General features: G+C 65.2%; 26 protein-coding genes and 1 pseudogene. 7 read left to right on the plus strand and 20 right to left on the minus strand.

The annotated features are described in order from the left end of the window. Positions 1-128 precede the first annotated feature (128 nt). The 11 genes and pseudogenes from HALZIN_RS0112655 to HALZIN_RS0112700 form a co-directional block, all read right to left on the minus strand. Positions 129-914 (minus strand): L-iditol 2-dehydrogenase, encoded by a 786-nt coding sequence (locus HALZIN_RS0112655; RefSeq protein ID WP_031384574.1) that lies wholly within the window; start codon positions 912-914, stop codon positions 129-131. Between the two features lie 26 nt (positions 915-940). Beyond that, on the minus strand, positions 941-1,474 hold the full coding sequence (locus HALZIN_RS16920) for an HAD-IA family hydrolase (protein ID WP_328286633.1): 534 nt from the start codon (positions 1,472-1,474) through the stop codon (positions 941-943). Next, positions 1,425-1,667, minus strand: a pseudogene (locus HALZIN_RS18745) (HAD hydrolase-like protein); the annotation flags it as partial. The gene HALZIN_RS16920 and the pseudogene HALZIN_RS18745, both read right to left, overlap by 50 nt. Then, positions 1,667-2,812: an ABC transporter ATP-binding protein gene (locus HALZIN_RS0112665; protein ID WP_031384575.1), complete on the minus strand. Its 1,146-nt coding sequence runs from the start codon at positions 2,810-2,812 to the stop codon at positions 1,667-1,669. The gene HALZIN_RS0112665 and the pseudogene HALZIN_RS18745, both read right to left, overlap by 1 nt. A gap of 10 nt (positions 2,813-2,822) precedes the next feature. Further along, positions 2,823-3,641 (minus strand): carbohydrate ABC transporter permease, encoded by an 819-nt coding sequence (locus HALZIN_RS0112670; RefSeq protein WP_031384576.1) that lies wholly within the window; start codon positions 3,639-3,641, stop codon positions 2,823-2,825. 15 nt (positions 3,642-3,656) lie between these two features. Continuing rightward, complete coding sequence (locus HALZIN_RS0112675; RefSeq protein ID WP_031384577.1) at positions 3,657-4,544, minus strand: carbohydrate ABC transporter permease; 888 nt, start codon at positions 4,542-4,544, stop codon at positions 3,657-3,659. Positions 4,545-4,619: 75 nt separating this feature from the next. Further along, the gene (locus HALZIN_RS0112680; protein WP_031384578.1) at positions 4,620-5,930 is read right to left on the minus strand and encodes an ABC transporter substrate-binding protein; all 1,311 of its coding nucleotides are present in this window, start codon (positions 5,928-5,930) and stop codon (positions 4,620-4,622) included. Positions 5,931-6,044: 114 nt separating this feature from the next. Beyond that, on the minus strand, positions 6,045-7,010 hold the full coding sequence (locus HALZIN_RS0112685; protein ID WP_031384579.1) for a sugar-binding transcriptional regulator: 966 nt from the start codon (positions 7,008-7,010) through the stop codon (positions 6,045-6,047). An 88-nt stretch (positions 7,011-7,098) separates the two neighbouring features. After that, a complete protein-coding gene (locus tag HALZIN_RS0112690) occupies positions 7,099-8,508 on the minus strand; it encodes a sensor histidine kinase (RefSeq protein ID WP_328286634.1) in 1,410 nt (469 codons plus the stop codon). Further along, entirely contained in the window at positions 8,505-9,179 is a 675-nt protein-coding gene (locus HALZIN_RS0112695; protein WP_031384581.1) for a response regulator transcription factor, read from the minus strand. Before HALZIN_RS0112695 ends, HALZIN_RS0112690 begins: the two co-directional genes overlap by 4 nt. 10 nt (positions 9,180-9,189) lie before the next feature. Next, positions 9,190-9,534: a PepSY domain-containing protein gene (locus tag HALZIN_RS0112700; protein ID WP_031384582.1), complete on the minus strand. Its 345-nt coding sequence runs from the start codon at positions 9,532-9,534 to the stop codon at positions 9,190-9,192. A 164-nt stretch (positions 9,535-9,698) separates the two neighbouring features. On the opposite strand from HALZIN_RS0112700, the gene HALZIN_RS0112705 reads away from it, so the two are divergent. Next, entirely contained in the window at positions 9,699-10,172 is a 474-nt protein-coding gene (locus HALZIN_RS0112705) for a hypothetical protein (RefSeq protein WP_150113115.1), read from the plus strand. After that, complete coding sequence (locus tag HALZIN_RS0112710; protein WP_031384584.1) at positions 10,165-10,581, plus strand: hypothetical protein; 417 nt, start codon at positions 10,165-10,167, stop codon at positions 10,579-10,581. The genes HALZIN_RS0112705 and HALZIN_RS0112710 overlap by 8 nt, the downstream gene beginning before the upstream one ends. A gap of 274 nt (positions 10,582-10,855) precedes the next feature. Here HALZIN_RS0112710 and pobA read toward each other — a convergent pair whose 3' ends face one another. Continuing rightward, positions 10,856-12,040 carry a 4-hydroxybenzoate 3-monooxygenase gene (gene pobA, locus HALZIN_RS0112715; protein ID WP_031384585.1) on the minus strand — a complete coding sequence of 395 codons (1,185 nt, stop codon included), beginning with the start codon at positions 12,038-12,040 and terminating at the stop codon, positions 10,856-10,858. Between the two features lie 198 nt (positions 12,041-12,238). On the opposite strand from pobA, the gene HALZIN_RS0112720 reads away from it, so the two are divergent. Next, the gene (locus tag HALZIN_RS0112720) at positions 12,239-13,120 is read left to right on the plus strand and encodes a helix-turn-helix domain-containing protein (protein WP_031384586.1); all 882 of its coding nucleotides are present in this window, start codon (positions 12,239-12,241) and stop codon (positions 13,118-13,120) included. Between the two features lie 75 nt (positions 13,121-13,195). On the opposite strand, the gene fghA is transcribed toward HALZIN_RS0112720, so the two are convergent. The 5 genes from fghA to HALZIN_RS0112750 form a co-directional block, all read right to left on the minus strand. Further along, complete coding sequence (gene fghA, locus HALZIN_RS0112725; RefSeq protein WP_031384587.1) at positions 13,196-14,050, minus strand: S-formylglutathione hydrolase; 855 nt, start codon at positions 14,048-14,050, stop codon at positions 13,196-13,198. Positions 14,051-14,063: 13 nt separating this feature from the next. Then, on the minus strand, positions 14,064-15,173 hold the full coding sequence (locus tag HALZIN_RS0112730; protein ID WP_031384588.1) for an S-(hydroxymethyl)glutathione dehydrogenase/class III alcohol dehydrogenase: 1,110 nt from the start codon (positions 15,171-15,173) through the stop codon (positions 14,064-14,066). A gap of 277 nt (positions 15,174-15,450) precedes the next feature. Further along, positions 15,451-16,251, minus strand: coding sequence for a Crp/Fnr family transcriptional regulator (locus tag HALZIN_RS0112740; RefSeq protein WP_084173581.1), 801 nt, complete (start codon positions 16,249-16,251; stop codon positions 15,451-15,453). Between the two features lie 151 nt (positions 16,252-16,402). Then, positions 16,403-17,167, minus strand: coding sequence for a lysophospholipid acyltransferase family protein (locus HALZIN_RS0112745; RefSeq protein ID WP_031384590.1), 765 nt, complete (start codon positions 17,165-17,167; stop codon positions 16,403-16,405). Then, on the minus strand, positions 17,164-18,036 hold the full coding sequence (locus HALZIN_RS0112750; protein ID WP_031384591.1) for a sugar nucleotide-binding protein: 873 nt from the start codon (positions 18,034-18,036) through the stop codon (positions 17,164-17,166). Before HALZIN_RS0112750 ends, HALZIN_RS0112745 begins: the two co-directional genes overlap by 4 nt. A gap of 181 nt (positions 18,037-18,217) precedes the next feature. Here HALZIN_RS0112750 and HALZIN_RS0112755 point away from each other — a divergent pair, with 181 nt between their 5' ends. Both HALZIN_RS0112755 and HALZIN_RS0112760 read left to right on the plus strand, forming a co-directional pair. Beyond that, positions 18,218-19,081: an SMP-30/gluconolactonase/LRE family protein gene (locus HALZIN_RS0112755; protein WP_031384592.1), complete on the plus strand. Its 864-nt coding sequence runs from the start codon at positions 18,218-18,220 to the stop codon at positions 19,079-19,081. Positions 19,082-19,293: 212 nt separating this feature from the next. After that, positions 19,294-20,139: a Crp/Fnr family transcriptional regulator gene (locus HALZIN_RS0112760; RefSeq protein WP_150113116.1), complete on the plus strand. Its 846-nt coding sequence runs from the start codon at positions 19,294-19,296 to the stop codon at positions 20,137-20,139. A gap of 64 nt (positions 20,140-20,203) precedes the next feature. Here the strand turns inward: HALZIN_RS0112760 and HALZIN_RS18550 are convergent, their stop codons facing one another. Beyond that, entirely contained in the window at positions 20,204-20,335 is a 132-nt protein-coding gene (locus HALZIN_RS18550; protein WP_268871184.1) for a hypothetical protein, read from the minus strand. 475 nt (positions 20,336-20,810) lie between these two features. Between HALZIN_RS18550 and ybiO the strand changes: the two genes are divergently transcribed. After that, a complete protein-coding gene (ybiO, locus tag HALZIN_RS0112770; RefSeq protein WP_051907641.1) occupies positions 20,811-23,165 on the plus strand; it encodes a mechanosensitive channel protein in 2,355 nt (784 codons plus the stop codon). A gap of 225 nt (positions 23,166-23,390) precedes the next feature. On the opposite strand, the gene HALZIN_RS0112775 is transcribed toward ybiO, so the two are convergent. Next, positions 23,391-23,612, minus strand: a complete 222-nt coding sequence (locus HALZIN_RS0112775; protein ID WP_031384595.1) for a hypothetical protein — start codon at positions 23,610-23,612, stop codon at positions 23,391-23,393. Between the two features lie 531 nt (positions 23,613-24,143). Between HALZIN_RS0112775 and HALZIN_RS0112785 the strand changes: the two genes are divergently transcribed. Continuing rightward, on the plus strand, positions 24,144-24,893 hold the full coding sequence (locus tag HALZIN_RS0112785; RefSeq protein ID WP_031384597.1) for an SDR family oxidoreductase: 750 nt from the start codon (positions 24,144-24,146) through the stop codon (positions 24,891-24,893). Positions 24,894-24,971: 78 nt separating this feature from the next. Here the strand turns inward: HALZIN_RS0112785 and fur are convergent, their stop codons facing one another. Next, a complete protein-coding gene (gene fur, locus HALZIN_RS0112790; protein WP_031384598.1) occupies positions 24,972-25,421 on the minus strand; it encodes a ferric iron uptake transcriptional regulator in 450 nt (149 codons plus the stop codon). Positions 25,422-25,454: the final 33 nt, after the last annotated feature.

Below are 25,454 nucleotides of genomic sequence, written 5' to 3' on the forward strand. Positions count from 1 at the left end.
GCCGAGCGGACTCGGCGCCCCCGAATGAACCGCAAGGCGCACGGCGCGCAGGAGCCCGAGCATATGGGGTATATGTGAGGGACTCCGAGCACCACGCAACCCAGCGATTCGCCCGCGCAGGCATTTTTTCAGCTCATCCAGTTGCCGCCGTCGACGTTGAGCGTCTGCGCCACCACGTAGTCGCTGTCGCCGGAGGCCAGGAACACCGCGGCGCCGACATGATCCTCGGGGCGGCCCATGCGACCGTAGGGCACCGCCTCGCCGACCAGGCGTTTCTTCTCGCCGGCCGGGCGCCCCTCGTAGCGGGCGAACAGCGCATCGACCTCCTCCCACATCGGCGTGTCCACCACCCCGGGGGCGATGCCGTTGACGTTGATGCCATGCTCGATCAGCGCCAGACCGCAGGACTGGGTGAGGCTGATCACCGCCGCCTTGGAGGCGCAGTACATGCTGACCAGCGGCTCGCCGCGGCGCCCGGCCTGGGAGGCCATGTTGATGATCTTGCCGCCGACGCCACGCTCGACCATGCGTGCCGCCACCGCCTGCAGGGTGAAGAAGGTGCCCTTGACGTTGACGGCGAACTGCCGCTCGTAGCTGGCCTCGCTGACTTCGAGCAGCGGGGCCATGTCGAACACCGCGGCGTTGTTGACGAGGATGTCGATGATCCCGAAGCGCGCCTCGACGGCGTCGATCATCGCCTGGCGCGAGGCGGCGTCGGCGACGTCGAGGCGTACCGCGATCACCGGCGCGTCGCGCGAGTCGGCCTGGATCTCGGCCACCGCCTGCTCGGCGGCGGCGCTGTCGATGTCGGCGATCGCCACGCGGGCGCCCTCGTCCAGGTAGCGTTTGACGATCGCCAGGCCGATACCGCGCGCGCCGCCGGTCACCACTGCCGTTCGCTTGTCGAGTTTCATCGCTGTGGTTCCTTGTCCGAGTGAAGTCATGATGAAGCGCCAGCCCCGGGCAGCCGGTCACGCCAGCGACGGCCTTCAGCAACGGCGCGCCGCTCGCCACGCCAGCGCATAACCAGCGCACCGAGTTCCGCCATGCGCTCGAGCACCTGCCAGACGCCCGCCTCGCGCAGCCGGGCGTCGTGACCGGGTTCGATATGGCTGGCGCCGGTGAAGCCGATCACCGTCATGCCCGCGGCCCGCGCCGCGTTGGCCCCGGAGACGCTGTCCTCGACCGCCAGGCAGGCCTCGGGTACGACCCCGAGGCTTTCCGCCGCCAGCAGATAGATATCCGGTGCCGGCTTGGGCCGGGCCACCTGCTCGGCGGTGAACAGCGGCGCCTCGCCCAGTTGGGCATCCAGCCCGGTGCTGGCCAGCGAGGCGACGACCCGCCGCCGGCTGCTGTTGGGAAAGGTCGAGTGCCTCGATCGCCGCCGCCACGCCGACCATCGCCTCGAGTTCGGCGGCCAGGCGCGCCTCGATCGCCGCGTCGATGCGCTCCAGCGCGTCATCGGGCAACGCATGGGCGCTACGCGCGGCGAGATGATCGAGAATCGCCTGGGTGGTCATGCCCAGCGCGCGACGCAGCTCATCGTCGGCATGCAGGTCGGGCAGCCAAGCCGCCAGCCGCTCGCGCAGCACCTGCTCGGCGATCGCTTCGCTGTCGACCAGCACCCCGTCGCAATCGAAGATCAGCAACTCCATGGGCGACTCCATCACTGGCCGCCCGAGCCGGACTGCGCGCGATTTTCCTTGCGATCGATGTCGACCAGCGGATGGCGATGCAGATGGCTCAGCGCCGCGCCATCGGCGCTGAAGAGATGCGCGCAGGCCGGGTCGAAGGTGAAGCGGACCTCGTCGTGCACGCGATGGGCGACGTCGCCGTCGGCGACCAGGATCCATTCGCGCTCGCCGTGCTCGAGATACAGCGAGGTGACCCCGCCGAGGCGCTCGATGACCACGATCTTGCCGGCCAGCGGCCCCTGGTCGTCGAGGGTCAGGTGTTCGGGGCGGATGCCCAGGGTCAGGGTGTCGCCGGGGCGACAGTCGCCGCCGTCGACCGGCACCCGGCACTCGCCGCCGCCGGGCAGGCGCACCGCGACGCCCTCGGCGTTGGCGTCGAGCACCTCGACGTCGGTGAAGTTCATCTTCGGCGAGCCGATGAAGCCGGCCACGAAGCGGTTGCGCGGGTGGTGGTAGAGTTCCATCGGCGAGCCGATCTGCTCGACCACCCCGCCCTGCAGCACGACGATCTTGTCGGCCATGGTCATGGCCTCGATCTGGTCGTGGGTGACGTAGATCATCGTCGCGTCGAGCTCGTCGTGGAGCCGCGCCAGCTCGATGCGCATCTGCACGCGCAGCGCCGCGTCAAGATTCGACAATGGCTCGTCGAACAGGAAGATGCTGGGGTTGCGCACGATCGCCCGGCCGATCGCCACACGCTGGCGCTGGCCGCCGGACAGCGCGCGGGGCTTGCGGTCGAGCAGGTTCTCGAGCTGCAGGATGCGCGCGGCGGCGAGCACCTTCTCGCGGCGCTCGGCCTTTTTCACCTTGGCCAAACGCAGGCTGAAGCCCATGTTGTCCTCGACGCTCATGTGCGGGTAGAGCGCGTAGCTCTGGAAGACCATCGCCAGGCCGCGATCGGCGGGGCCGACGTCGTTGATGCGCACACCGTCGATGGAGATATCGCCGCGGGTGGTGCTCTCGAGCCCGGCGATCATCCGCATCAGGGTCGACTTGCCGCAGCCGGAGGGACCGACGAAGACCACGAACTCCCGATCCTTGACCTCCAGATCGATCCCCTTGATGACCTGGGTGTCACCGAAGTCCTTGACGATGTTGTCGAGTTGTAGCGTTGCCATGGCGGGTTCCTTATTTGACGGCGCCGAAGGTGAGGCCACGAACCATCTGTTTTTGGGTCATCCAGCCGAAGATCAGGATCGGCGCGATGGCCAGCGTCGAGGCGGCGGACAGCTTGGCCCAGAACAGCCCTTCGGGACTCGAGAAGGAGGCGATGAAGGCAGTCAGCGGAGCAGCGTCGGAGGTGGTCAGGTTGAGACTCCAGAACGCCTCGTTCCAGCTCAGGATCACCGACAGCAGCCCGGTGGAGGCGATCCCCGGCAGGGTCAGCGGCAGCAGCAGATAGAGCACTTCCTGCAGCGTGCCGGCGCCGTCCATGCGCCCCGCCTCGAGGATGTCCTTGGGAATGTCCTTGAAGAAGGTGTAGAGCATCCACACCACGATCGGCAGGTTCATCAGCATGTAGACGAGGGTCAGCCCGAGCTGCGAATCGAGCAGGCCCATGTCGCGAAACAGCAGGTACACCGGCATCAGCACGCCGACCGGCGGCAGCATCTTGGTGGACAGCATCCACAACAGCGTGCCCCGGGTACGCTTGGTCGGCAGGAAGGCCATGGAGTAGGCCGCCGGAATCGCCACGATCAGCGCCAACAGGGTCGAGCCGAACGAGATCACGATGCTGTTCAGGGCGAACTTCAAGTAGTCGGCACGTGCCATGACTTCGTGATAGCCCGCCAGGGTCGGCTCGAAGACTAGCGTCGGCGGCGCGATGGCCTGAACCTCGGTCTTGAAGCCGGTCAGCACCATCCAGAAGATCGGGAAGAACACGATCAGCGCGATGCCCCAGGCGAGCAGCGTGAGCAGCAGTTTCTTGGTCATCGAAGGGTTCATGCAGTGCTCCTCGCCTCAGGTCTCGAGGTTCTTGGCCACGGTGCGGACCAGGAAGATCGCCACTATATTGGCGAGAATGATCGCGATGACCCCGCCGGCCGAGGCGCCGCCCACGTCGAAATCCAGCAACGCACGGATATAGATGAAATAGGCCAGGTTGGTCGAGGCCAGCCCCGGACCGCCCGAGGTGGTGACGAATATCTCGGCGAACACGGTCAGCAGGAAGATCATCTCGATCATGATCACCACGCTGATCGCCCGCTTGAGGTGCGGCAGGGTGATGAACCAGAAGATCGCCAGCGGGCCCGCGCCGTCCATGCGCGCCGCCTCGACCTGGTCATCGTCGAGCGACTGGATGGCGGTAAGCAGGATCAACAGCGCGAACGGCATCCACTGCCAGGCGACGATGACGATGATCGAGGTCAGCGGCATCGCCGAGAACCAGTCGATCACCGGCAGGCCGAGCAGCTTGCTCAGCCAGGCGAACACTCCATAGACTGGGTGCATCATCATGTTCTGCCAGATCAGTGCACTGACCGTGGGCATGACGAAGAACGGCGCGATGACCAGCAGCCGGGCGATGCCGCGGCCGAAGAATTCCTGCTGGAAGAGCACCGCCAGCAACGTGCCGCCGATCACGCTGATCGCCAGCACCCAGCCGACCAGCAACAGGGTATTGCCCATCGCCGTCCACAGCGCCGGATCGTTCACCAGGTAATAGTAATTTTCCCAGCCGGCAAATCCCGAAATGCTGGGCATCATCAGATTGTAACGCTGGAACGAGAACCACACGGTCATCGCCAGCGGCACCAGCATCCACAACAACAACACGGTAACCGCCGGGCCCTGCAGAAACAGGTTGCGGAAGCCCCCGACGGTTCGTCCGGACGTTCTTTCGCGCATGGGGATACCCATTCAGCGGTGAGGGGTCGGTAAAAGCGGCCGGGTCATGGTGACCCGACCGAAGCGGGACGCGCGTTACTGGTAGTAGCCGGCCTGGCGCATGGTACGTTCGGCGGCGCGCTGGGCGGCACTCAAGGCCTGATCGACGCTGCGCTGCTCGGCGAGGGCGGCGGCGATCATCTGCCCTACCTGGGTACCGATGGCCTGGAATTCGGGAATGCCGACATTCTGCACCCCGGTGTAGGGGACCGGCTTGGCACTCGGATCGTTGGGATCTGCCGTCTGAATGGCGTTGAGCACGAAGTCGGCGAACGGCGCGGCTTGCTGGTACTCGGGATTCTCGTAGGTGGACTGACGCGTTCCCGGCGGCACATTGGTCCAGCCTTCAGTTTGCCCTACCAGATTCACGTACTCCTCGGACGTCGCCCAGGTGATGAAGGTCTTGGCGGCCTGCTTGGCGTCGGAAGAAGACGGAACGGCCAGCGACCAGGCCCACAGCCAGTTCGCCCCCTTGGGGGTCTCGGCGATCGGCGCCGGAGCAAAGCCCACCGTGTCGGCCACCTGGGACTGCTCGGCATCGTACAGCTTGCCGGCCGCTGACGTGGCATCGACCCACATGCCGCACTTGCCACCGGCGAACAGCGCCAGGTTCTCGTTGAAACCGTTGGAGGTCGCCCCCGGCGGGCCATACTGGTTCATCAGCTCGACGTAGAAGCTGATCGCCGCGTTCCAGGCCGGCGAATCGATCGTCGGTTGCCAGTTTTCATCGAACCAACGACCGCCGTAGGTATTCACCAGCGTCGACAGGAAGGCCATGTTCTCGCCCCAGCCCGGCTTGCCGCGCAGGCAGATGCCGTAGACGCCATTGGCGGGATCGTTGAGCTGGCCCGCCCACTTTTCGACCTGCTGCCAGGTCGGCTGCTCGGGCATGGTGATACCGGCTTGCTCGAACAGGTCCTTGCGATAATAGAGCATTGAGCTCTCGCCGTAGAACGGCAAGGCGTAGAGGGTATCCTTATAACTCAACGCGTCGCGAATCGGCTTGAGCAGGTCGTCCTTGGCGTAGGACTCGGGCAGATCGTCGAGCGGCGTCAGCCATCCGCGTTCGGCCCAGATGGGGACTTCGTAGGTACCGATGGTCATCACATCATACTGGCCGCCCTGGGTCGCGATGTCGGTGGTCATGCGCTGGCGCAGGACGTTTTCCTCGAGCACCACCCAGTCCAGAGTGATATCCGGATAGGCCTTTTCGAATTCGTCGGTCAGGCCCTGCATGATGATCATGTCGTTGTTGTTCACCGTGGCCACGGTGATGGTCTCGGCGTGGGCCGAGACGGAAGCGAGAGCGATGGCCCCCGCGAGCGGAATCTTGTGCTGTAACCGCATGGCATGCCCCTTGGCGGAGAGTGTTGGGTTCTTGTTGATCAATCTACTCAACAGCAATACAAATGATCATTTAGCGCTTTGAAAAAAGCAAATCCCCGCCTGTTATACTTTGGACTAACCCCCTTCCCTATCAATGATATAGCGCGCCGCCTGCTCGTCGGTGACCAGCCCCTTGAGCCAGCCGCCGCGCAGCGCGGCGAGGATCGCCGGCCCCTTGTCGCGCCCGCCGGCGAGCCCCACCAGGGTCTGGGTGGCGAGCCGCCGCAGCGCCAGGCTGGTGATGCGCTGGGTGATCGGGCACTCGATCAGCTCGCCGCGGGCGTTGAACGGCCAGCCCAGCAGCTCGCCCACTGCGCCGGCACCAAGCAGTTCGTTGAGCTCGTCCTCGCTGATGAAGTGATCCTGGAACAGCGTGGCCTGGGGGTCGATGCGGCCGATGCCGATGAACCCCGCCTCGGACTCCATCGCCACGTCGCTGACCGCGCGCACCAATGGCTGGGCGAGCAGTGTATGCTTTTCCTCCACCGAGCCGGCGACCACCGGGGCCGGCAGCAAAAAGCGCTCGGCACCGGTCTTGTCGGCCAGCACCATCACCCCGTCGTAGCGGTTGGCCGAGCCGTCGCGGGCGATGTTGCCGACCAGCGAGACGAAACGATGCTGGGGGCGTTCGAGGCGGCTCAACGCCTCGACGGTGGCGCGCACCGCGCGGCCGGTGCCCAGCGACAAGGTCAGCGGCTCGGCTCGATTGACGTAGCGCAGCAGCCGCTCGGCGCCCGCCTGGGCGATGAAGTGCGAGGTCGTGTCGCGGAGGTCGCGACTGTCGGGATCGGAGGGCACCACGTCGCAGAAACTCAGCCCGAAGCGCGACACCAGCGCATCCGCCATCGCCATGCAACTGGCCAGCGGATGGTCGATATGCACCTTGACCAGCCCTTCCTGGCGGGCCAGGGCCAGCAGGCGCTGAACGCCGGGGCGCGACACGCCCAGCTGGCTGGCGATCTCGTCCTGGGTACGCCCGCCGACATACGAGAGCCAGGCCGCACGGGCGGCCTGGTCGAGCTTGAGCTGATACTTGTCCACGCCATTGGCCTCCGGTAACGATGCGCCGAATCATCGCAGCCCGAACACGGCGGTACAATAATGCAATCGCGCGCGAGCGGTGCGGCAATTAACCGCCCGGACGCGCCACACCGGGCAACCAGACATGCGCGGCGAGCCCGCCCAGCGGCGAATCGTCGAGGCTCAGCGTGCCGCCGTAGAGGGTCATCAGATCCTCGACGATCGCCAGCCCCAATCCCGAGCCGGAACGCCGCTCGTCGAGCCGCGCACCACGCGCCAGCGCCGCCTCGCGTTGCTCGGCGCTCATTCCCGGGCCGTCGTCCTCGATGCTCAGCCGCACCCCACCGACCTCGCCGGCCACGCGCAGGCTGACCCGCCGCCCGGCCCAGCGCAGCGCATTGTCGAGCAGGTTGCCGACCAGTTCCTGCAAATCCTGAGGGTCCATGCGTACCGCAAGGCTCGCATCGATGTCGCGCTCGAGCGCGATGCCACGCCGCCCGGCCAGCCGCGCCAGACCGTCGACCACCGGCGCGATCGCCTCGCCCAGGTGTACCCGCCCGGCCAGCGTCGCGCCCCCCGCGGCCGAGGCCCGCGCCAGGTGGTGGCGTACCGCCTGATCGATGCGCCCCAGCTCGTCGCGCACCTGCCGCCGCTCGCCCTCGGGCAGCCGGTCGGACAGCGCCTGCAGCACGCTGACCGGGGTCTTCAGCGCGTGGGCGAGATTGCCGGCGGCGCTGCGTCCGCGCTCGATCAGCCGCCGGTCGCGCTCGAGCACTTCGTTCATCGCCGTGGCCAATTCGCTCAGCTCGCCGGGCAGGCGGGTATCCAGGCGCTGCTCCTGGCCGGCTTCGATCCGCGTGAGATTGGCATGCAGCCGGCGCAGCGGCGCCAACCCCCAGCGGATCTGCACCGCCAGGCCACCCAACAGCAGCACGCCAAGGGTCAGCAGCGACAACCCCAGCAGCCATTCGAAACGCGCCACCTCGGCGTCGAGATCTTCCTGCGAGGCGGCGACACTGACGTGCAGACGCTGAGGATGCCCGGCCAGCTGCACGTCGCGCTCGATGACCCGCAACGGTTCGCCGCGTGGCCCGCTGATGTTGCGCAGGGTGACGCCGTCGGCCATCGACACCGGCAGGCGTTGGTCCCACAACGAACGCGAGACCAGCGAAGTACCATCATCGTCGCGGATCTGCCAGTACCAGCCTGAAAACACCCGCTCGAAGCGCGCATCGCCCAGCGTGCGCGAGATCTGCAGGCGCTGTTCGGTGGGGTTGTAGTCGAGAGCGGCGAGCACCACCTGGAGCAGCGAGCGCAGCCGCTGATCGAACGAGGCGGTCACCGCTTCGCGGAAGTTGTAGGCCAGTCCGGCGCCCGCCAACGGCAGTATCACCAGCACCAGCGCCAGCGAGGCCGCCAGCAGGCGTCGGCTCAGCGACCAGCCGGCGGGCCGCGTGGCCAGCGCCCGCAGCCACGCCCTGGCTTGCCGCCATGGGCGTGTCCTGGCAGCGCCATTCAAGGCGCGTCGGCCTCCACCGCCAGCACCCGGTAGCCCTGGCCGCGCAGGGTCTCGATGCGTTCGCTGCCGAGCTTGCGGCGCAGCCGGCTGATCTGCACGTCGATGACGTTGGAGTCGGGCTCGTGGTCGCGATCGTAGACGTGCTCGGCGAGTTCGCTGCGGCTGACGATGCGCGGCGCGGCATGCATCAGATAGGCGAGCAGGCGCGACTCCTGGGCGGTCAGCGTCACCGGGCGACCGGCCAGGGTGACGCTGGCGGTGTGGGTGTCGAAAGCCAGCTCGCCGAGCCTCAGCAGCGGGTGGGCGTGACCATGGCTGCGCCGCACCAGTGCCCGCAGGCGAAACAGCACCTCGGCAGTCTCGAACGGCTTGGTGACGTAGTCGTCGGCGCCGGCCGAGAAACCGGCGGCCTTGTCCGACCAGCGCTCGCGGGCGGTGAGCACCAGCACCGGCAGGTCGATGGCATCGTCACGCCACTGTGCCAGCCAGCGCGTGCCATCGCCATCGGGCAGGCCCAGGTCGAGCACCACCGCGTCGTAGCGTTCGGTGCGCACCAGGAAATCGGCCTCGCCACCATGGCCGACGCTTTCGACCAGCACCCCGGCGTCGCGCAGCGACTCGCCGAGCGCCGCGGCCAGGGCCTGATCGTCCTCCACCAGCAATACTTTCATGACAATACGCTCATGGTCGCTTCATCGCCTCGACATTGACGCCTTCGATATTCAGCAACTCGCCACTGGCGGCGTCGAATTCGAACGCTACCAGTTGCCCCTGGGGGCCGATCATCTCGATATCGTAGCGGGTCGCGTCGTCGTCGCGTTCGAGATCCACCTTGAGAACCTGACCGTCGTAACGTGCCTGCAGCCAGTCGAGCACGCTGGGCAGCGACACCAGACGCCCCTGACGGACTTCGTCGCGCAGGTCGCGCCAGTCGTCATCGGCGGCCGGCACGGCCAACGGCCACCCCAGCAGCGCCGCCAGCAGCAGCGTTCGACAGCCAATCATCCAGACATGGGCAATAGTCATCTTATCAGCTTGCCGAAAACGCCATGAACGGGCCATGAACGCCAGCCGATCGACCCATGTCGGCAATGAATGCACCATGAACGATATTTTCAGGCCACGGCAAGGTCGCGCGGCGTAAAACGGACCCTGGCATCACACGGCAATCGCCGCAAGGGAGACACGACATGAGAACACTGCGTATGCTGATGGTACCCGTGGCCTTTTCCGGTGGCCTGTCGAGCCTGGCGCTGGCCGACGACGGCAGCGTGACCTTCGCCGAACTGGATTCACTGCTCGCCTCGGCCGGTCAGCACGACGTCACCGCTTATGAAGAAATCGCCGTCAAGGACGGCGGGCGCATCGAGATGCAAGGCTGGCGCGACGACGGCTGGCAGCTCGATGTCGAGTCGCTGCAGCGCGACGGCTCGCTGACTCGTGAAGCGCAGCAGCGCAGCGACATTCCCACGTGGAGCCTTGCCGGAGGCGATGTCGAGCAAACGCTGAACGTGGCACGCCGCTCCGGCCTGCAACGATTCGAGTCGCTCGATGTCGATGCATCGGGTCATCTTGACATCGAAGACTACGACAACCAGCGCCGCGAGATCGAGCTGCGCCTCGACGGCAGCGATTTCTCGACCATCGGAGTGGACAATGCCTGAACGCAACGATTCACGCCAGAGCAACGCTCGCCATGCCGGCGCCGGCCGGGACAATGCCGCCTGGCAAGCGGCGAGGGCCTGGCAGGCCCGTGCACGCCGCGCGCGGCCTTCCGCCACGATGAGCGGCCCGCGGCTGTTCTTCACCTGGCTGATATTCGGCGTGCTGATGCTCGTCGGGACCGCACTCGGGCTGTTCTTCCTGCTGGTCGGCTGGCTGATGCTGCCGCTGGTACGCCATCGCATGAAGAAGCAGGCCGAGGCGTTTCGCGCCCGTCACGCCAGGAATATCGGCGGCAGCGACGCTGCTCGCCACGAGACCCGACCAGGCCGGCAAGAGGTGCTGGAGGGCGACTACGAAGTGCGTGACGAACCCTCTCGTTCGGCGCGGGACCGTGACGGGTTCGACTAGCCGGTTCCAGCGGGGCGAGCAAAAAAAGCCCGCGCCGGGGTTGCGCGGGTCGAGGTGGGTGGAGCTTCGATGCACTCGGAACATGCATAAGCCGGTCTGGTTGGCCTCCAGACACTTCAAGCCTAGGGTCTGCCCGGTCATGCTTCCAATGCATCATCGCCATTGGAGCGATAACGCGAAACAATCACACGCCACCTCGCCCGGCGGACCCGCACCCAGCGAGAACCTGGGCAGGATGGCATGGCTGCGCGGCGCCGGTCGCCGAGCGAGGTGGCTATTCGATGGCCTCGTAGGGCAGCCCGACGTAGTTCTCGGCGATGGTGGTCAGTCCCGCCCGGCTGGCGGTGTAGTAGCCGAGTTCGGCCTGCTGGATGCGTCGACCGAAATCCTCCTGATCGGAAAACCTGTGCAGGTTGGCGGTCATCCACCACGAAAAGCGCACCGCCTTCCAGACCCGCCGCAGGCAGATTTCCGAATAGCGCTCGATCAGCTCGACGCGCCCTTCCCGGTAGACCTCGAGCATGATCCGATAGAGCGTGCTGACGTCGCTGGCCGCCAGATTGAGCCCCTTGGCCCCGGTGGGCGGCACGATGTGCGCGGCATCGCCGACCAGAAACAACCGCCCGTAGCGCATCGGCTCGGCGACGAAGCTGCGCAGCGGCGCGATGCTCTTCTCGATCGAGGGGCCGGTGACCAGCCTGGCGGCCACGTCGTCGGGCAGGCGCGCCTTGAGCTCGGCCCAGAAGCGCGCGTCCGACCACGCCTCGAGCTGCTCGCCCTCGGGCACCTGCACGTAGTAGCGGCTGCGCCTCGCCGAACGCATGCTGCACAGCGCGAAGCCGCGTGCGTGGCTGGCATAGATCAGCTCGTCGGAGACCGGCGGCGTGTCGGAGAGCACGCCCAGCCAGCCGAACGGATAGGTGCGCTCGAAGGTCTTGAGCCGCTCGGCGGGGATGGTCTGCCGCGATACGCCATGGTAGCCGTCGCAGCCGGCGATGTAATCGCACGCCAGGGTCTGGCGCTGGCCGTCCTTGACGAAGGTGACATAGGGCGATTCGCCGTCGACGTCGTGAAGCTGCACGTCATCGGCCTGGTAGAGCGTCGTCGCCCCGGCTTCGCGGCGCGCCGCCATCAAGTCGCGGGTGAGTTCGGTCTGGCCGTAGACCATGACCGTCTTGCCACCGGTCAGTCCGGCGAGGTCGACGCGCACGCGGCGGTTCTCGAAAGCCAGCTCGAAGCCGCCATGCGTCAGCCCCTCGGCATCCATGCGCTCGCCGACACCGGCTTCGCGCAGCAGATCGACCATGCCCTGCTCGAGCACGCCGGCACGAATGCGACTCAGCACGTACTCGCCGGAGCGGCGTTCTAAAATCACGTTGTCGATGCCGTGACGATGCAACAGCTGGCCCAGCAACAGCCCGGAGGGGCCGGCGCCGATGATCGCGACCTGCGTCTTCATGATGGGGACTCCTTCGTGCCGGCCGGGGCGAACGCCGCTGTTCGGCTCCGTCATCGGTCGGCTCGCTATCGATGAATGGTATTTTTCATCGAATCGCGACGGCGAATAAGGCAGAATTCGGACTAAAATCGAGACATTCGCAAGATCTCCCCCTGACTTTGGTCTAGCCCGACGGTGATATCCGCAGGAGCACAGCGCATGGCCGATTGGCCGCACGACATCGTTCCGGTCTTCCAGCTGTACGGCGAGACCGGCCACTGGCCGACCCCCGACCTGCTGCACTGCGAGTCGATCGCCGCACGCAGCCGCCTGCACGACTGGCACATCAAGCCGCACCGCCATGCCGATCTGCTGCACCTGCTGCATATCGAGGCCGGCCGGGTGCAGCTGCATCTCGAGGGCCGCGAACGCGATCTCCAGGGGCCGCTGCTGATCGTCGTGCCGGCCGTGGCGATTCACGGCTTCCGCTTCTCGAGCGACATCGACGGCCACATCATCAGCCTGGCCAAGCCGCTCGCCGCACACCTGCAGGCGCGTCTCGCAGCGCTCGGCGAAGTGCTCGCCCGACCCGCGCCCTATCCACTGGCCGAGCAGCCCGAGCAGGCCGTTATCGCCGAGCTGGTGACGCGCATCGACGACGAATACCGCCAGCCGGCCCAGGGCCGAGGGGCGCTGCTGCACGCCCTGGTCCAGGCGCTCGCCGTGCAACTTGCGCGGCGCGCCGAGCGGCGCCGGCCGCAACGCGTCATGGCCCACGACCGGGGCCAGGGCCACCTGCAACGTTTCCAGGCGCTGATCGAGGCACGTTACGCCGAGCAGCCGAGCATCGAGACGCTGGCCGGCGAACTCGGCGTAACCAGCGCGCATCTCAACACCCTGTGCCGGCGCCTGGCCGCACGCAGCGCCCTGCAACTGCTTCACGAGCGCTTGCTGCTCGAGGCCAAGCGCCAGCTCACCTACACCAACATGACCGTCGGCCAGATCGCCGATGGACTGGGGTTTTCCGAGCCGGGCTATTTTGCCCGCTTCTTCAAGCGCCACACCGGCCAGTCGCCCAAGGCGTTTCGCCTGAGCCGCTGACGCCCCGGTGCAGGGCCCGACACGCAAGCGCCCCGCACGAGGCGGGGCGCTTGGCCGTATCGCGATACCCGCGCGTCAGAGCAGCTTGAGATACTTGGCGTGATAGCGCAGATGGTCGTCGATGAAACTGGCGATGAAGAAGTAGCTGTGGTCGTAACCGGGCTGGCGGCGCAGGGTCAGCGGATGGTTGTTGGTCCGACACACCGTCTCGAGACGTTCGGGCTTGAGCTGCTCGTCGAGGAAAGCGTCGGCCTCGCCCTGGTCGATGAACAACGGTTGCCGCGAGACGCCCTTGACCACCAGTTCGCAGGCATCGTACTGGCGCCAGTCGCCGCGCTCCTCGCCCAGGTAGTTCTTGAAGGCCTTCTGGCCCCATGGCGCATCCATCGGGTTGACCACCGGGGCGAACGCCGATACCGAGGCGAAGCGGCCCGGCTGGCGCAGCGCCAGCACCAGCGCGCCGTGGCCGCCCATCGAGTGGCCGCTGATCGCCTCGCGGCCGTTGAGCGGAAAGTGCTGGCGCGCCACCGACGGCAACTCGTCGTTGACGTAATCGTACATGCGATAGTGGCGTGACCAGGGTTCGCGCTTGGCGTTGAGATAGAAGCCCGCGCCGGAACCGAAGTCGTAGCTGTCGTGCTCGCCGGGCAGGTCGAGACCGCGCGGGCTGGTGTCGGGGCAGATGATCGCCATGCCCAGCTCGGCGGCGAGCCGCTGCGCGCCGGCCTTCTGCATGAAATTCTCGTCGTTGCAGGTCAGCCCCGACAGCCACCACAACACCGGCACCTTGCGCTCCTCGGCCTGTGGCGGCAGGTAGATCGAAAAGACCATCTCGCAGTCCAGGCTACGGGCATGGTGCCTGTAGCGTTTGAGCCAGCCGCCGAACGACTTGGTGGCGGAAACCAGCTCCAGCGATTCGGACATGCTCATGCAGCCTCCTTACTCAATAATGCAGCACACTGCGGATGCTCTTGCCTTCATGCAACAGCTCGAAGGCCGCGTTGATCTGCTCGAAGGGCATGTCATGAGTGACGAACTCGTCGATCTTGAGCTCGCCGTTCATGTAGCGCTCGACGTAGCCGGGCAGCTCGCTGCGGCCCTTGACGCCGCCGAACGCCGAGCCTTTCCAGACCCGCCCGGTGACCAGCTGGAACGGCCGCGTGGCGATCTCCTCGCCGGCCCCGGCGACGCCGATGATGATCGATTCGCCCCAGCCCTTGTGGCAGCACTCCAGCGCCGAGCGCATGACGTTGACGTTGCCGATGCACTCGAAGGAATAGTCGACGCCGCCGTCGGTCAAGTCGACGATCACCTGCTGGATGGGATCCGAGTAGTCCTTGGGATTGACGAATTCGGTGGCGCCGAACTGGCGCGCCAGTTCGAACTTGTCCGGGTTGACGTCGATGGCGATGATGCGTCCGGCCCGGGCCATCTGCGCGCCCTGGATCACCGCCAGGCCGATGGCGCCGAGACCGAACACCGCGACGGTCGATCCCGGCTCGACCCTGGCGGTGTTGAGCACCGCGCCGATGCCGGTGGTGACCCCGCAGCCGAGCAGGCAGATCTTGTCCAGCGGCGCCGCCTTGGAGACCCTGGCCAGCGACACCTCGGGCAGCACGGTATATTCCGAGAACGTCGAGCAGCCCATGTAGTGATGCAGCGGCTGACTACCCAGCGAAAAGCGCGAGGTGCCGTCGGGCATCAGCCCCTTGCCCTGGGTGGCGCGCACCGCGCTGCACAGGTTGGTCTTGCCCGACAGGCAGAACTTGCACTGGCCGCATTCGGCGGTATACAGCGGGATCACGTGATCCCCCGGCGCCAGGCCGGTGACGCCCTCGCCGACTTCCTCGACGACGCCGGCGCCCTCGTGGCCCAGCACCGAGGGAAACAGCCCCTCCGGATCCGCTCCGGACAGCGTATAGGCATCGGTATGGCAGACGCTGGTGGCGACGATGCGCACCAGCACTTCACCGGCCTTTGGCCCCTCCACGTCGATTTCGGTGAGTTCCAGCGGCTGGCCGGCTTCCCAGGCAATGGCGGCGCGTGATTTCATCGATGATCCTCCTGATTCGGTCGGTTGGGCGTTACGAGCGGCGTAGCGGCCCCAGTCTGAACCTGCTCAGTCTAAGCGCTTCGCGGTCGCCGATAAACGCCATGGCCGTCGAGAAATTGTCGAGCAGCGACGCTGCAGCGCCGGCAAGCATCGCGGCCCTCGTCGAAGGGAGCGTCAGGAGACTGCGGCGCGCTATGGCGCACCGCGTGCGAGGCCCATCCGCCATGCCGGCCCTTTGCTGGCCCTTTACTGGCCCTTTGCTGGCCAGCGCAGGATCTCACTTGGGCACCGGCCCCTCATCCCCGGAATGGGCATTGCTCATGCGCATGGCCGCCTCGGTGCCATCGAAGAAGATCGGCCGCACGCTGTCGTTGAGATAACAGTCGTCGAACTCGGCGACCCGCGCCAGCGCCTCGGGATCGGGTAGCGTGACGTGGTGACGCTCGCGCAGCACCAGTCCCTGCTCGCGGAACGCCGAGAACGTCCGGCTGACGTGCACGGCACTCAGGCCCAGCGTGTCGGCCAGCTGCTCCTGGGACAATGGCAGGCGAAAATCACCGTCGCTCAGCGCGCCGGTCTGCAACAACCGCAGGTACATCTCGTAGATGAAATGGGCGAGTTTCTGGTGGGCGGTGCGCCGCGCGAGGTTGACCAAGCGCTCGGTGAGCAACGCCTGCTGGCGGCTGGAGATCGCGAACAGGATCGCCGTCAGGGTGGTCGACTGGTTGAAGATGTCGAGCAGTCGGCGATGCGGGAAATGGCAGATCACGCCGTCGTCGATCATCGCTACGCCGGCCAGGCGCTGGGAGAAGGCGAATTCGCGCAAGCCGATGATGTCGCCGGGCAGATAGATCTCCAGGATCTGCCGACTGCCGTCGCCGAGATTACGGTAGGAATAGGCCCAGCCACGGCTCAGGGTGCAGAACTCGCTGGCGGGGTCTTCCTCTTGCCACAGGACGCTGCCGGCCTTCACGTGTCCCGGGCTCTCTTCGAGACGCAGCAATAGCTTCTTGTCATCGTCCGACAAGCGACAGAAATGATTGAAGTGACGAATGATGCAACTGTCCTGAAGGTTCATTCGGCGGGGTCTCCGGTTGGCTCGCTTCAGCGTCTTGCGTTATGTTCATGAAATGGTGTTCGGCTACTGCGGTTGCAAGGGTGTCGCATTTGCCTTTTTTCTTCCGATAACCCAGGTTAATAAAGCCTCTCGACAGCTGCCAGAAGTTGTTCTATACCCATTCCTTCTTGCCGGCCGGCGCTTCGCTGGCCGTCGCCGGGCGCGGCACCCCGGAAATCGACGTCAATTGTTCCTCGATCCAGGCCTCGACCTCGATCAGCACCGCTTCCGGCGTGCGCCCTTGGGTAGCGATCGGCGCACCGACCACTACGTTCAGGGGCCCTGGATTCTTGACCCAATGCCGCCCGGGCCAGCGCTCGCCGGCATTGTGCGCCACCGGCAGCACCGGCACGCCGGCCCGACAGGCGATCACCGCGCCGCTCTTGTTGTAACGCCGCCGCTGGCCCGGCTCGACCCGCGTGCCTTCGGGAAAGATCAGCACCGACAGGCCTTCGCGCAAGCGCTGCGGACCCTGCGAGAGGACCTGTTTCATGGCCCGCGCCGGGCGCGAGCGATCCAGCGCGATCGGGTGCAATAGCCGCAGCGCCCAGCCGAACAGCGGCAGATTGAGCAGCTCCTGCTTGAGCACGGTGCATACCGGCGGCTTGAGTATCTGCAGGAACAGCGTCTCCCACTCGCATTGATGGTTGGCGAGGATCACCACCGGCCCCGCCGGCACGTTGTCGCGCCCGCGCACCGTGTAACGCACGCCACAGACCCGCGCGAACCAGCCGACGATGAAGTGATTATAGAGATTGAGCAGCCGATAGCGGCCGGCCAGCGGCAACAGCGGCGTGATCGGCAGACACAGCAGACCGAATACCAGGATGGCCAGGAAATAGCCGACATAGAAGATCGCGCTGCGAATCGCGTTCATGGCGCCTCCTGAGCCTGATAGGCCTGGCACCAGGTGTCCAGCATGCGGCCCAGCTCGAGCCGCCAGGGTTTCTGGTGGACGCCGAAGGCATCCAGCACGCGCCGGCAGTTGAGCACCCGTCTCAGCGGTTGATCGTGGTGATGGTTGAGCGCCTTCAGCTCGCCGAGCGTCACCTGCTTGCCGAGCCCCTCGAGACGCGTCGCCAATTGGGTGCGCACCACCGAGGCAAAGGTATAGCCGCTGACCGGCTCGATTCCGGCCAGATGATAGGCGCCCCAGGCATTGGCGCCGCAGCCCTGCTGCTGAAGCATGCCGATCAGGGCCAGCGCCACGCAGTCCACCGATGTCGGGCAGAAGATGATGTCTTCGGCGACCCGGACTTGGCGGCCGGCCATCAGCGTATCGATCAACTCGGTCAGCCAGGCCCCGGCGCCTTCGAGGGCGAACAGCGGCCCCAGGCGCACGATAAGGTGGCGGGCGTGTTGCTCGCGCACCCGGTTGCCGGTCACGATCAGCCGACGCAGGTTCTCGTCGCGAGGCGAGGGAATCACGTGCTCGTCGATCGGCGTGTCGGCGCCGTCTTCGTAGAGCTGGTCGGACACGCACCAGACCAGCGGCATATCGTTGCGCTGGCAACACTCCAGCGCCCCCTCCACCGCTTCCGCATGGGCCATGACCGCCGATGGATCGGCATCGCTCGGCTGTACCAGCGGCGGAATCAGCACGGCATCCGGTGCCACTTCAGCGAGCCGCTCAGGGTCGAGGGCCAACCCTTCCTCGATGATCAGCTCGGTGTCCCCCCGCCGGTTGGCCTCGCGTGCCAGCGCCAGGCTCAAGCAGTGGGGGGCGTCCAGAATCAACAACTTCACGGCGCTTCCCTTGTAAAATTGGCTTCGCGTTCAACGACGCGGCGTGCAGCGCGACTCAGCCCGGCAAACGGTGTCCATACTTAGCACTTCCGCCGAAAGCTGTCATCCGCGTGCGTTCTCATCGCGGCTCGCTTGCGGCACTCTAGTCGAACGCGCCTGTAGCGTTTTCGACGAGGAGCCCATGACCACACAACCGCAAAATCTCTGGAACGCCCGCACCCGGCTCGGCGAAGGGCCCTTATGGTCCAGCGAGTACCGCTGCCTGCTGTTCGTCGACATCCTCGCCAGCCGCCTGCTGAGCTATACCCCGGACAGCGGCGAAACGCGCAGCTGGCCGCTCGAGGAGGCCTGCTGCTGGCTGGCGCCGCATGCCGGTGGCGGGCTCGTCGCCGGGTTACGCTCGCGCCTCGTGCATCTCACTCTGGACGGCGGTTCGCCGCGTATCCTGGAGACCCTCGCCGAACCGGTCGCCGACACCTCCGGCCATCGTCTCAACGACGGCAAGGCCGACCCCCGGGGTCGGCTCTGGTTCGGCAGCATGGACAATCGGGAGCAGGCGGCCAGCGGCCGACTGTTGCGCTTCGACAAGCGCGGCCTGCACGAGATGGACCGCCCCTACACGGTGACCAACGGTCCGGCGATCAGCGCCGATGGCGGCACGCTCTACCACACCGATAGCCCGGCGCGGGCGATCCATGCCTTCGATCTGGCCGACGACGGCACGCTCGCCAACAAGCGACTACACATCCGCTTCAGCGAGGAGGACGGCTTCCCCGACGGCATGACGCTGGACGCCGAAGGCGGCCTGTGGGTCGCCCACTGGGATGGCGCCCGGGTGACCCGCTTCCTGGCCGACGGCCGCCGCGACCGGGAGGTTCGCCTGCCGGTCTCGCGCGTTACCTGCTGCACCTTCGGCGGCGACGATCTCGCCACGCTGTATATTACCACCGCCGCCGAGGGCTGTGATGCACAAAGCCAGGCCGGCGCCCTGTTCAGCGTGCGCCCGGGCATTCACGGCCTTTCGCCGTGTGCCTATCGGCCGTGATCGGCTGCGTGCGCTGGCGATGCCCATCGCATCGGCCGAGACGAACACTGGGCAAGCGCTCGTGCAGCGCGCACCTTACGTCGTGGAGCGCTGTCCCGCCAGGTCGGGATAGTTACATGAAGACATTCTGATAAAAATAAACCTACGTTATCGCGCCGTTCCACTGAGCATGGTTTCTTTGCGTTTTCAAGATCTTGTCGCTGGAGACGTGCGTGCGGAACGCAACCAACCCCATGTTGAAGCGCTTGAGCGCCCTGGTTTCGCTGACAGATGGCGAGATCGAACTACTCGAAGGCCTGACCTTCGAGATGCGCAAGGTCACCGCTGGCGAGTGGCTATGGCATGAAGGCGACAGCGCCGACTCGCTGCTGGTCATCAGCGAGGGCTGGGGTTGTTCGGCGCGCTATCTGAGCGACGGTAGCCGGCAATTGTTCGCCACCTACCTGCCGGGCGATATTCTGGGAATCTTCGAGTTGTTGAGCGGAATACGCCGCAACGACGTGTCGATGCTCACCGATGGTCGAGTCTGCGAGTATTCGTATTCGAGCATCTTCACCCTGCTGAACGCTTCGAATAGCGTGCGCTCGGCGCTGTTCGTGATCGCCAATCAGCATCAGGCCATGCTCGCCGAACGGCTGGTCAGCGTGGCGCGCCGCAATGCCCGCGAGAGTCTGGCGCACTTTCTCTGCGAATGCCGTGCACGCCTGCTGGAGTTCCTTCCCGACGATGTCGATGGCTTTCAGCTACCACTCTCGCAGCAGGATCTTGCCGATGCGCTCGGCATGAGCACGGTGCACATAAGCCGCACCTTCTCGGCATTGGCCTGCCAAGGACTGGTAAGGCGCCAGCATTTCCATATAGTGATCCTCGACCCGCAGCGCCTGGCCGAGATGGCCGATTTCGACGATCACTACCTGAACTGTGACAAGCGGATCCTGACCATCAACAAGCCGATTTCGCTTCCTGAACCAGTCGCCACAGAATGGCTGGCCTCATTGAAGCAAGACTCCAAGAGCCGCCCTTCTGCCGAAGGCGACGAACCGACGGCATCCAGCTAGCCGGAATCAACACGGCACTTCGCTGTAGCGACACGATAAGCCAGCAATTAGCCAACGAACGGGCTCATCGCTCATGGCCGAGTGCCCGCCAGACGAGCATATCAGCGAACGGCGGACCGGTTTCTTCGAGTGTCGGCAGCATGAAGCGCTCGCCATGACAGACGTTGCAACACAATTCCAGCGTGACTTTCAACATCGACGATCCCTTCCTTTCTAAGCGTCGCGGTCGCGTTCAGGCCGCTTCGGCGGTCCTCTTCCAGCAGGTGCTGGCGGCGTTCGCCCGAACGGGCCGGCCTGACGGCTCCACGTTCCTTGCAGTTACCCGATCAATGAGTATCGTCTGGCTATATGCTAGCCTTGCGTACCTACCACCCCATGTACAACATGCGTATAGTAATTTGCTGTTTCTTGCTCCGTTGACACTTACCGAACCCTGCTGATCACCTTGAAACCGACCATGCGTGACCGCTGGCCGCAGACTCCAGACAGGGTAGCGAAGGACGGTGAAGTTTGCCGGGCTCTTCATCGAGCCGGCTGCGACTGACAGGAACTTTCAGCGACACCGCTGGGCGACAACCAACCGGCAGGCCAGTGCCGCCGTTACATGGAGGTTTAACGTGCCGAAATCGCGCAATATCCCTTGGCTGGGCCACTGGCTGGGGCTGGTCTTGATGATGCTCTTCACCCTGCCGGCATTCGCTCAGGACGCCTCCACGTCTTCGAACGTCGCGCCACCGGAACAGTCGGGGCCAGCCTACGCCACACTCGCCGACCTGCTCGAGAACGAGACTTCACGGCAGCGCTTGATCGAGGAGTTACGCTCACTGGCCGAGACGACTACGCCCGGCAAGCGTGCGCTCCCTGCCGAGGCCCCCAGCGCCGGGGCCGTGGCCGAGCAGGCGCCCAGCGACCAGCGCCCCGAGCAGGTCTCTCTGGCGCGGCGCCTGGCGGTAATGACCAGCAGCATCGCCGGCGATATCGGCGGCCAGTTCGCAGCCCTGACAGCCGCTCTAGGCGGGCTATTCGCCCCCCAGGCCAATGCCGGCCCGGGCATCGACACCGCCGCCGTGCTCAACGCGACCATCAACCTGGGCCTGGTGATCATCGCCACCTTCGTGGCGTTCTTTATCTTGCGGCGCCTGGGTCACCCGCTCTTCTCGCGCATCAGCCAGTGGTCTCGCGCCGGCGAAGGGCGCAGCGCGCTGCTGCGCTTGATCGGCGCCGTGGCGATTGCCGCGCTGATTGACGTGCTCATCGTCGTGCTGGCCTATGTCGGCGGTAATCTGATTGCCACGTTCGCCATCGGCGCTAGCGGTAGCCTGTCGACCCAAGCCTCGCTGTTTCTCAACGCCTTCTTGATCATCGAGCTTATCAAGGCGACGATTCGCATGCTGTTCTCCTCGCACTATCAGGGCCTGCGCCTGGTACCCATCGCCGCCGACGAAGCGCGACGCTGGAACCGCTGGCTGGCCACGCTCACCGGCTTCGTCGGCTATGGCATGCTGGTGCTGGTACCGATCGTCAATTTCAACCTGTCACCGGCGCTGGGCCAGGGAATCGGCCTGGTCATCATGCTGCTGGCGTTCATCTACGCCACGCTGATGGTGCTCAAGAACCGCACCAAGGTGCGTGCCGCCCTCGAAGCCAAGGCCGAACAGGCCACCATGGGTCCCAGCCGGGTGGCCCTGCAGCTGTTTGGCAAACTCTGGCATCTACTGGCCATCGGTTACTTCCTGGTCGTCCTGCTGGTCAGCATCGTGCGTCCCGAAGACGCCCTGCCGAGCGTTGCCGCGGCGACCCTGCGGACATTGATCATTGCCGGGCTTGGCCTGCTGCTGTCGGGCGTGCTCACTCAATTGATCGGCCGGCGCATCACGCTCTCCGACGATCTGCGACGCAAGCTGCCCAAATTGGAGACGCGGCTCAATGCTTACATTCCCACCTTTCTCAAGGTAATCCGCGCGATCATTCTGATCGCCGTGACACTGCTGGTACTCAACGCCTGGGGCATCTTCGACCTGGCCGCCTGGTATGCCACCGAGGCCGGCCGCGGCACGGTCAGCAAGCTGATCAACGTGATCATCATCCTGGCGGCCGCCTGTGTTCTGTGGGTCGCCCTGGCCAGCCTCATCGAGCACCGGCTCAACCCGGAGACCGGCACCGGCGAGCCGACCGCCCGCGCCAGGACGCTGCTCAGCCTGTTTCGCAATGCCCTGGCGATCGCCCTGATCACGCTGACCGCAATGATCGTGCTGGCCGAGATCGGCATCAACATCGGCCCGCTGATCGCTGGCGCCGGGGTGCTGGGCCTGGCGATCGGTTTCGGTGCCCAGAAGCTGGTTCAGGACATCATCACCGGGGTGTTCATTCAGGTGGAGAACGCCATGAATACCGGCGATGTGGTCACCGTCGGCGGTATCACCGGCACCGCCGAGCGGCTGAGCATCCGTTCGGTGGGCATCCGCGATCTGGCCGGCACCTACCACATCGTGCCGTTCTCCAGTGTCGATACCGTCTCCAACTACATGCGTGAATTCGGCAACCATGTCGGCGAGTACGGCATCGCCTATCGCGAGAGCATCGACGACGCCATCGCCCAGTTGGAACTCGCCTTCGAGGATCTCAAGGCTAGCGAGGGACACGGCAACAAGCTGCTGGCGCCGCTGACCGTGGCCGGCGTGGTGGCGCTGGCCAACAGCTCGGTCAACATCCGCGTGGTGATCAAGACCACGCCGGGCGATCAGTGGGAAGTGGGGCGTGCCTACAATCGCCTGGTCAAGCTGCGCTTCGACGCCGCGGGTATCGAGATTCCGTTTCCGCACACCACGTTGTATTTCGGCGAAGACAAGGAGGGCGGCGCACCGCCGGCCAATATCCGTCTGGTCGAGGAACGCCGCCAGGCCGTGGATGCCCGCCCCGAAGCGGATAATTCCGGCGACAATGCAGCGCCGCCGGTCTATCAGGTCAGCGACCCGTCTCACCGCAAGCCCGATAGCGACGACGTCGACGAGCCACAGGAACGCTGACGCCGGAGCGATCACCCAGGCCCCGGCGCCGAAGCCATTGCCTTAGCCTTCGCGGCGCGGGATCGCGCATAAATTCGCCCCGCTTAGGCGGGGCGATCTCGTTGAACCATCCATTAAATGGGGGCGCGCTGTAAGGCACGGTGACGCCCCAACCAACGTCGGCCACGTCCTCGGGCCCGGCCGCTGACTGAGGTTCCAAGCTCCCCCGGCTTTGCCAGGGTCGGCTCAGCCAGCGGCGGGATCGGCGTCCTCTTTGCGATGTCGATCATCGAGGCCTTCTATGTCCGAGTGGTTCATGCGGGCAACTTCATTCTCGGCGGCCTCGCGGCTAGCGAATACGCCGATGGTGGCACCAGTGTCGCTGTCGTAGACCTCGTATTCGGAGGCCTCGGCATCTTCATTCCGGGAGTCTGGCAGTTTGCGCCAGGTGATGGTCTTCTTGAGCATCGCGAATTGCCTCCTTGGCGGGATGTCGCTCGAGTGTGGCACAGGGAGGGCCGTGTATCGAAGCGCCAGCGGCTCTGAATGCCGTCTGCCCCGCGCCCTGCGCATGGCTTTCCTGGTTACGTGGCACAGGAGTCGGGCACTCTGCGAGTGTGATACAAGGGCTCGCCTTTACAACGGCATTTTTCATCTCGACGATCTACAGGCCAGGCTGCCAAACTCTGAACTGACGTTTATGCTGCACGTCTTGCTAAGGACAGTAAGAAATGGAAAATGATCGCTCATTACATATCTGCCGCCATTGTTGGACGCTCGTATATATCCAGCATGCGCTGGATGCCATGCCACCTGCTTGTCCGCAATGCCACCGCCATGAATATGCGCCTGTCGTCAGTTCCGCTACCGGCCGTACACCCAAGGCCCTTGGGCATCTCCTGGTTGCCGGGATGCGCCAAGACTTGTCGGCGTAGGAGTGGCTGGGTATGTTGTGAGTGACATTCAACCCAGTGAACCGGGAGTGGCAGCATCGAAACCCTGAGTAAGGCCGCACTTGTTACCGGCGGAGCGACCCGCATCGGTCGTTTCCTTGCGCTGCACCTGGCGCAGCAAGGCTATGATATTGCGTTGCACTACCGTCACTCCAGCGAGCAGGCGATACAGGTAGCCCAAGCGATTCGCGACATGGGCCGGGGCTGTGAGTGCCTGCCCTGCGATTTCCATCTGGGCGATGTCGAGGCGCTCATCCCGCGCGCCAAGGCGCGTTTTCCCAAGCTCTGCGTCCTGGTCAACAGCGCGTCGGCCTATGCGGCAGCGGCCATTGCCGAAACGCCCAGATCGCTGCTGGAGGAGCAATTCGCGGTCAATCTCTTCGCCCCCTTCCGACTGACACGCAGCTTTGCCAGCGAGATCGGCGAGGGTGATATCGTCAACATCCTGGATAACAAGATCGCATTCAATCAGCCAGCCTATGCGGCCTATCTGCTCGCCAAGAAAAGCCTCGGCGAGCTGACCCGCATGGCGGCCCTGGAGTTCGCGCCACGCATTCGCGTCAACGCCATTGCACCCGGCGTGGTGCTACCGGCCTCGGTGCGTAGCGACGACTACCTGGCCTGGCGTCATGGCGGCATTCCGCTGGCGCGCCAGGGCGAGCTGGACGAACTGGGTCAAGCGCTCGACTATCTGCTGAAGAATCGCTTCGTCGCCGGGCAGACGCTGTTCGTCGACGGAGGGGAATCGCTCAAGCGTGAGGGGCGTCACTCCGAGAATTACCCCGGCGATCGTTGAGACGCGGCCATGCCGCTGCGTAAACGCTAAAAGCCGACGGCAAATGAGGATTGCCATCGGCTAGTGCCAACAAGCAGGTCAGGCCTTCTTGCCTCCTTCCTGACGCGTGGCCTTGGAGCCCTTGGGGCGCACGTAGAGTACCAGCGCATGATCGACGAGTTCGTAACCGTGCTCTTCGGCAATCTCATGCTGGAGCCGTTCGATGCCATCGTCGAAGAATTCGACGATCTTGCCGCTTTCCAGGCAGACCATGTGATCGTGATGTTCCTCTTGGGAAACCTCGAACAGGGCGTGGCCGCCATCGAAGTGATGACGAATGACCAAGCCAGCAGCTTCGAACTGAGTCAGCACGCGATACACGGTAGCCAGACCGACATCTTCACCGGCATCCAGCAATGCCTTGTAGACGTCCTCGGCGCTGAGATGGGTCTCCATGTTTCGAGACTTCTCTAGAATTTGCAGGATCTTGACGCGAGGAAGCGTGACTTTCAGCCCTGCCCGGCGCAATTCATGGTTCTGGTCGGCCATGGTTACTCTTCGCAGTATCGTGGTGGGTCGGTT

The organism is Halomonas zincidurans B6 (assembly GCF_000731955.1).
Taxonomy (GTDB): domain Bacteria; phylum Pseudomonadota; class Gammaproteobacteria; order Pseudomonadales; family Halomonadaceae; genus Modicisalibacter; species Modicisalibacter zincidurans.

Excerpts from the sequence above, each read along its gene's own strand:
- HALZIN_RS0112655 (WP_031384574.1), bottom strand. The coding sequence starts at position 914 with ATGAAACTCGACAAGCGAACGGCAGTGGTGACCGGCGGCGCGCGCGGT.
- HALZIN_RS16920 (WP_328286633.1), bottom strand. The coding sequence starts at position 1,474 with ATGCGTTGCCCGATGACGCGCTGGAGCGCATCGACGCGGCGATCGAGG.
- HALZIN_RS0112665 (WP_031384575.1), bottom strand. The coding sequence starts at position 2,812 with ATGGCAACGCTACAACTCGACAACATCGTCAAGGACTTCGGTGACACC.
- HALZIN_RS0112670 (WP_031384576.1), bottom strand. The coding sequence starts at position 3,641 with ATGAACCCTTCGATGACCAAGAAACTGCTGCTCACGCTGCTCGCCTGG.
- HALZIN_RS0112675 (WP_031384577.1), bottom strand. The coding sequence starts at position 4,544 with ATGCGCGAAAGAACGTCCGGACGAACCGTCGGGGGCTTCCGCAACCTG.
- HALZIN_RS0112680 (WP_031384578.1), bottom strand. The coding sequence starts at position 5,930 with ATGCGGTTACAGCACAAGATTCCGCTCGCGGGGGCCATCGCTCTCGCT.
- HALZIN_RS0112695 (WP_031384581.1), bottom strand. The coding sequence starts at position 9,179 with ATGAAAGTATTGCTGGTGGAGGACGATCAGGCCCTGGCCGCGGCGCTC.
- HALZIN_RS0112700 (WP_031384582.1), bottom strand. The coding sequence starts at position 9,534 with ATGACTATTGCCCATGTCTGGATGATTGGCTGTCGAACGCTGCTGCTG.
- HALZIN_RS0112705 (WP_150113115.1), top strand. The coding sequence starts at position 9,699 with ATGAGAACACTGCGTATGCTGATGGTACCCGTGGCCTTTTCCGGTGGC.
- HALZIN_RS0112710 (WP_031384584.1), top strand. The coding sequence starts at position 10,165 with ATGCCTGAACGCAACGATTCACGCCAGAGCAACGCTCGCCATGCCGGC.
- pobA (WP_031384585.1), bottom strand. The coding sequence starts at position 12,040 with ATGAAGACGCAGGTCGCGATCATCGGCGCCGGCCCCTCCGGGCTGTTG.
- HALZIN_RS0112720 (WP_031384586.1), top strand. The coding sequence starts at position 12,239 with ATGGCCGATTGGCCGCACGACATCGTTCCGGTCTTCCAGCTGTACGGC.
- fghA (WP_031384587.1), bottom strand. The coding sequence starts at position 14,050 with ATGAGCATGTCCGAATCGCTGGAGCTGGTTTCCGCCACCAAGTCGTTC.
- HALZIN_RS0112730 (WP_031384588.1), bottom strand. The coding sequence starts at position 15,173 with ATGAAATCACGCGCCGCCATTGCCTGGGAAGCCGGCCAGCCGCTGGAA.
- HALZIN_RS0112740 (WP_084173581.1), bottom strand. The coding sequence starts at position 16,251 with ATGAACCTTCAGGACAGTTGCATCATTCGTCACTTCAATCATTTCTGT.
- HALZIN_RS0112745 (WP_031384590.1), bottom strand. The coding sequence starts at position 17,167 with ATGAACGCGATTCGCAGCGCGATCTTCTATGTCGGCTATTTCCTGGCC.
- HALZIN_RS0112755 (WP_031384592.1), top strand. The coding sequence starts at position 18,218 with ATGACCACACAACCGCAAAATCTCTGGAACGCCCGCACCCGGCTCGGC.
- HALZIN_RS18550 (WP_268871184.1), bottom strand. The coding sequence starts at position 20,335 with ATGTTGAAAGTCACGCTGGAATTGTGTTGCAACGTCTGTCATGGCGAG.
- ybiO (WP_051907641.1), top strand. The coding sequence starts at position 20,811 with ATGATGCTCTTCACCCTGCCGGCATTCGCTCAGGACGCCTCCACGTCT.
- HALZIN_RS0112775 (WP_031384595.1), bottom strand. The coding sequence starts at position 23,612 with ATGCTCAAGAAGACCATCACCTGGCGCAAACTGCCAGACTCCCGGAAT.
- fur (WP_031384598.1), bottom strand. The coding sequence starts at position 25,421 with ATGGCCGACCAGAACCATGAATTGCGCCGGGCAGGGCTGAAAGTCACG.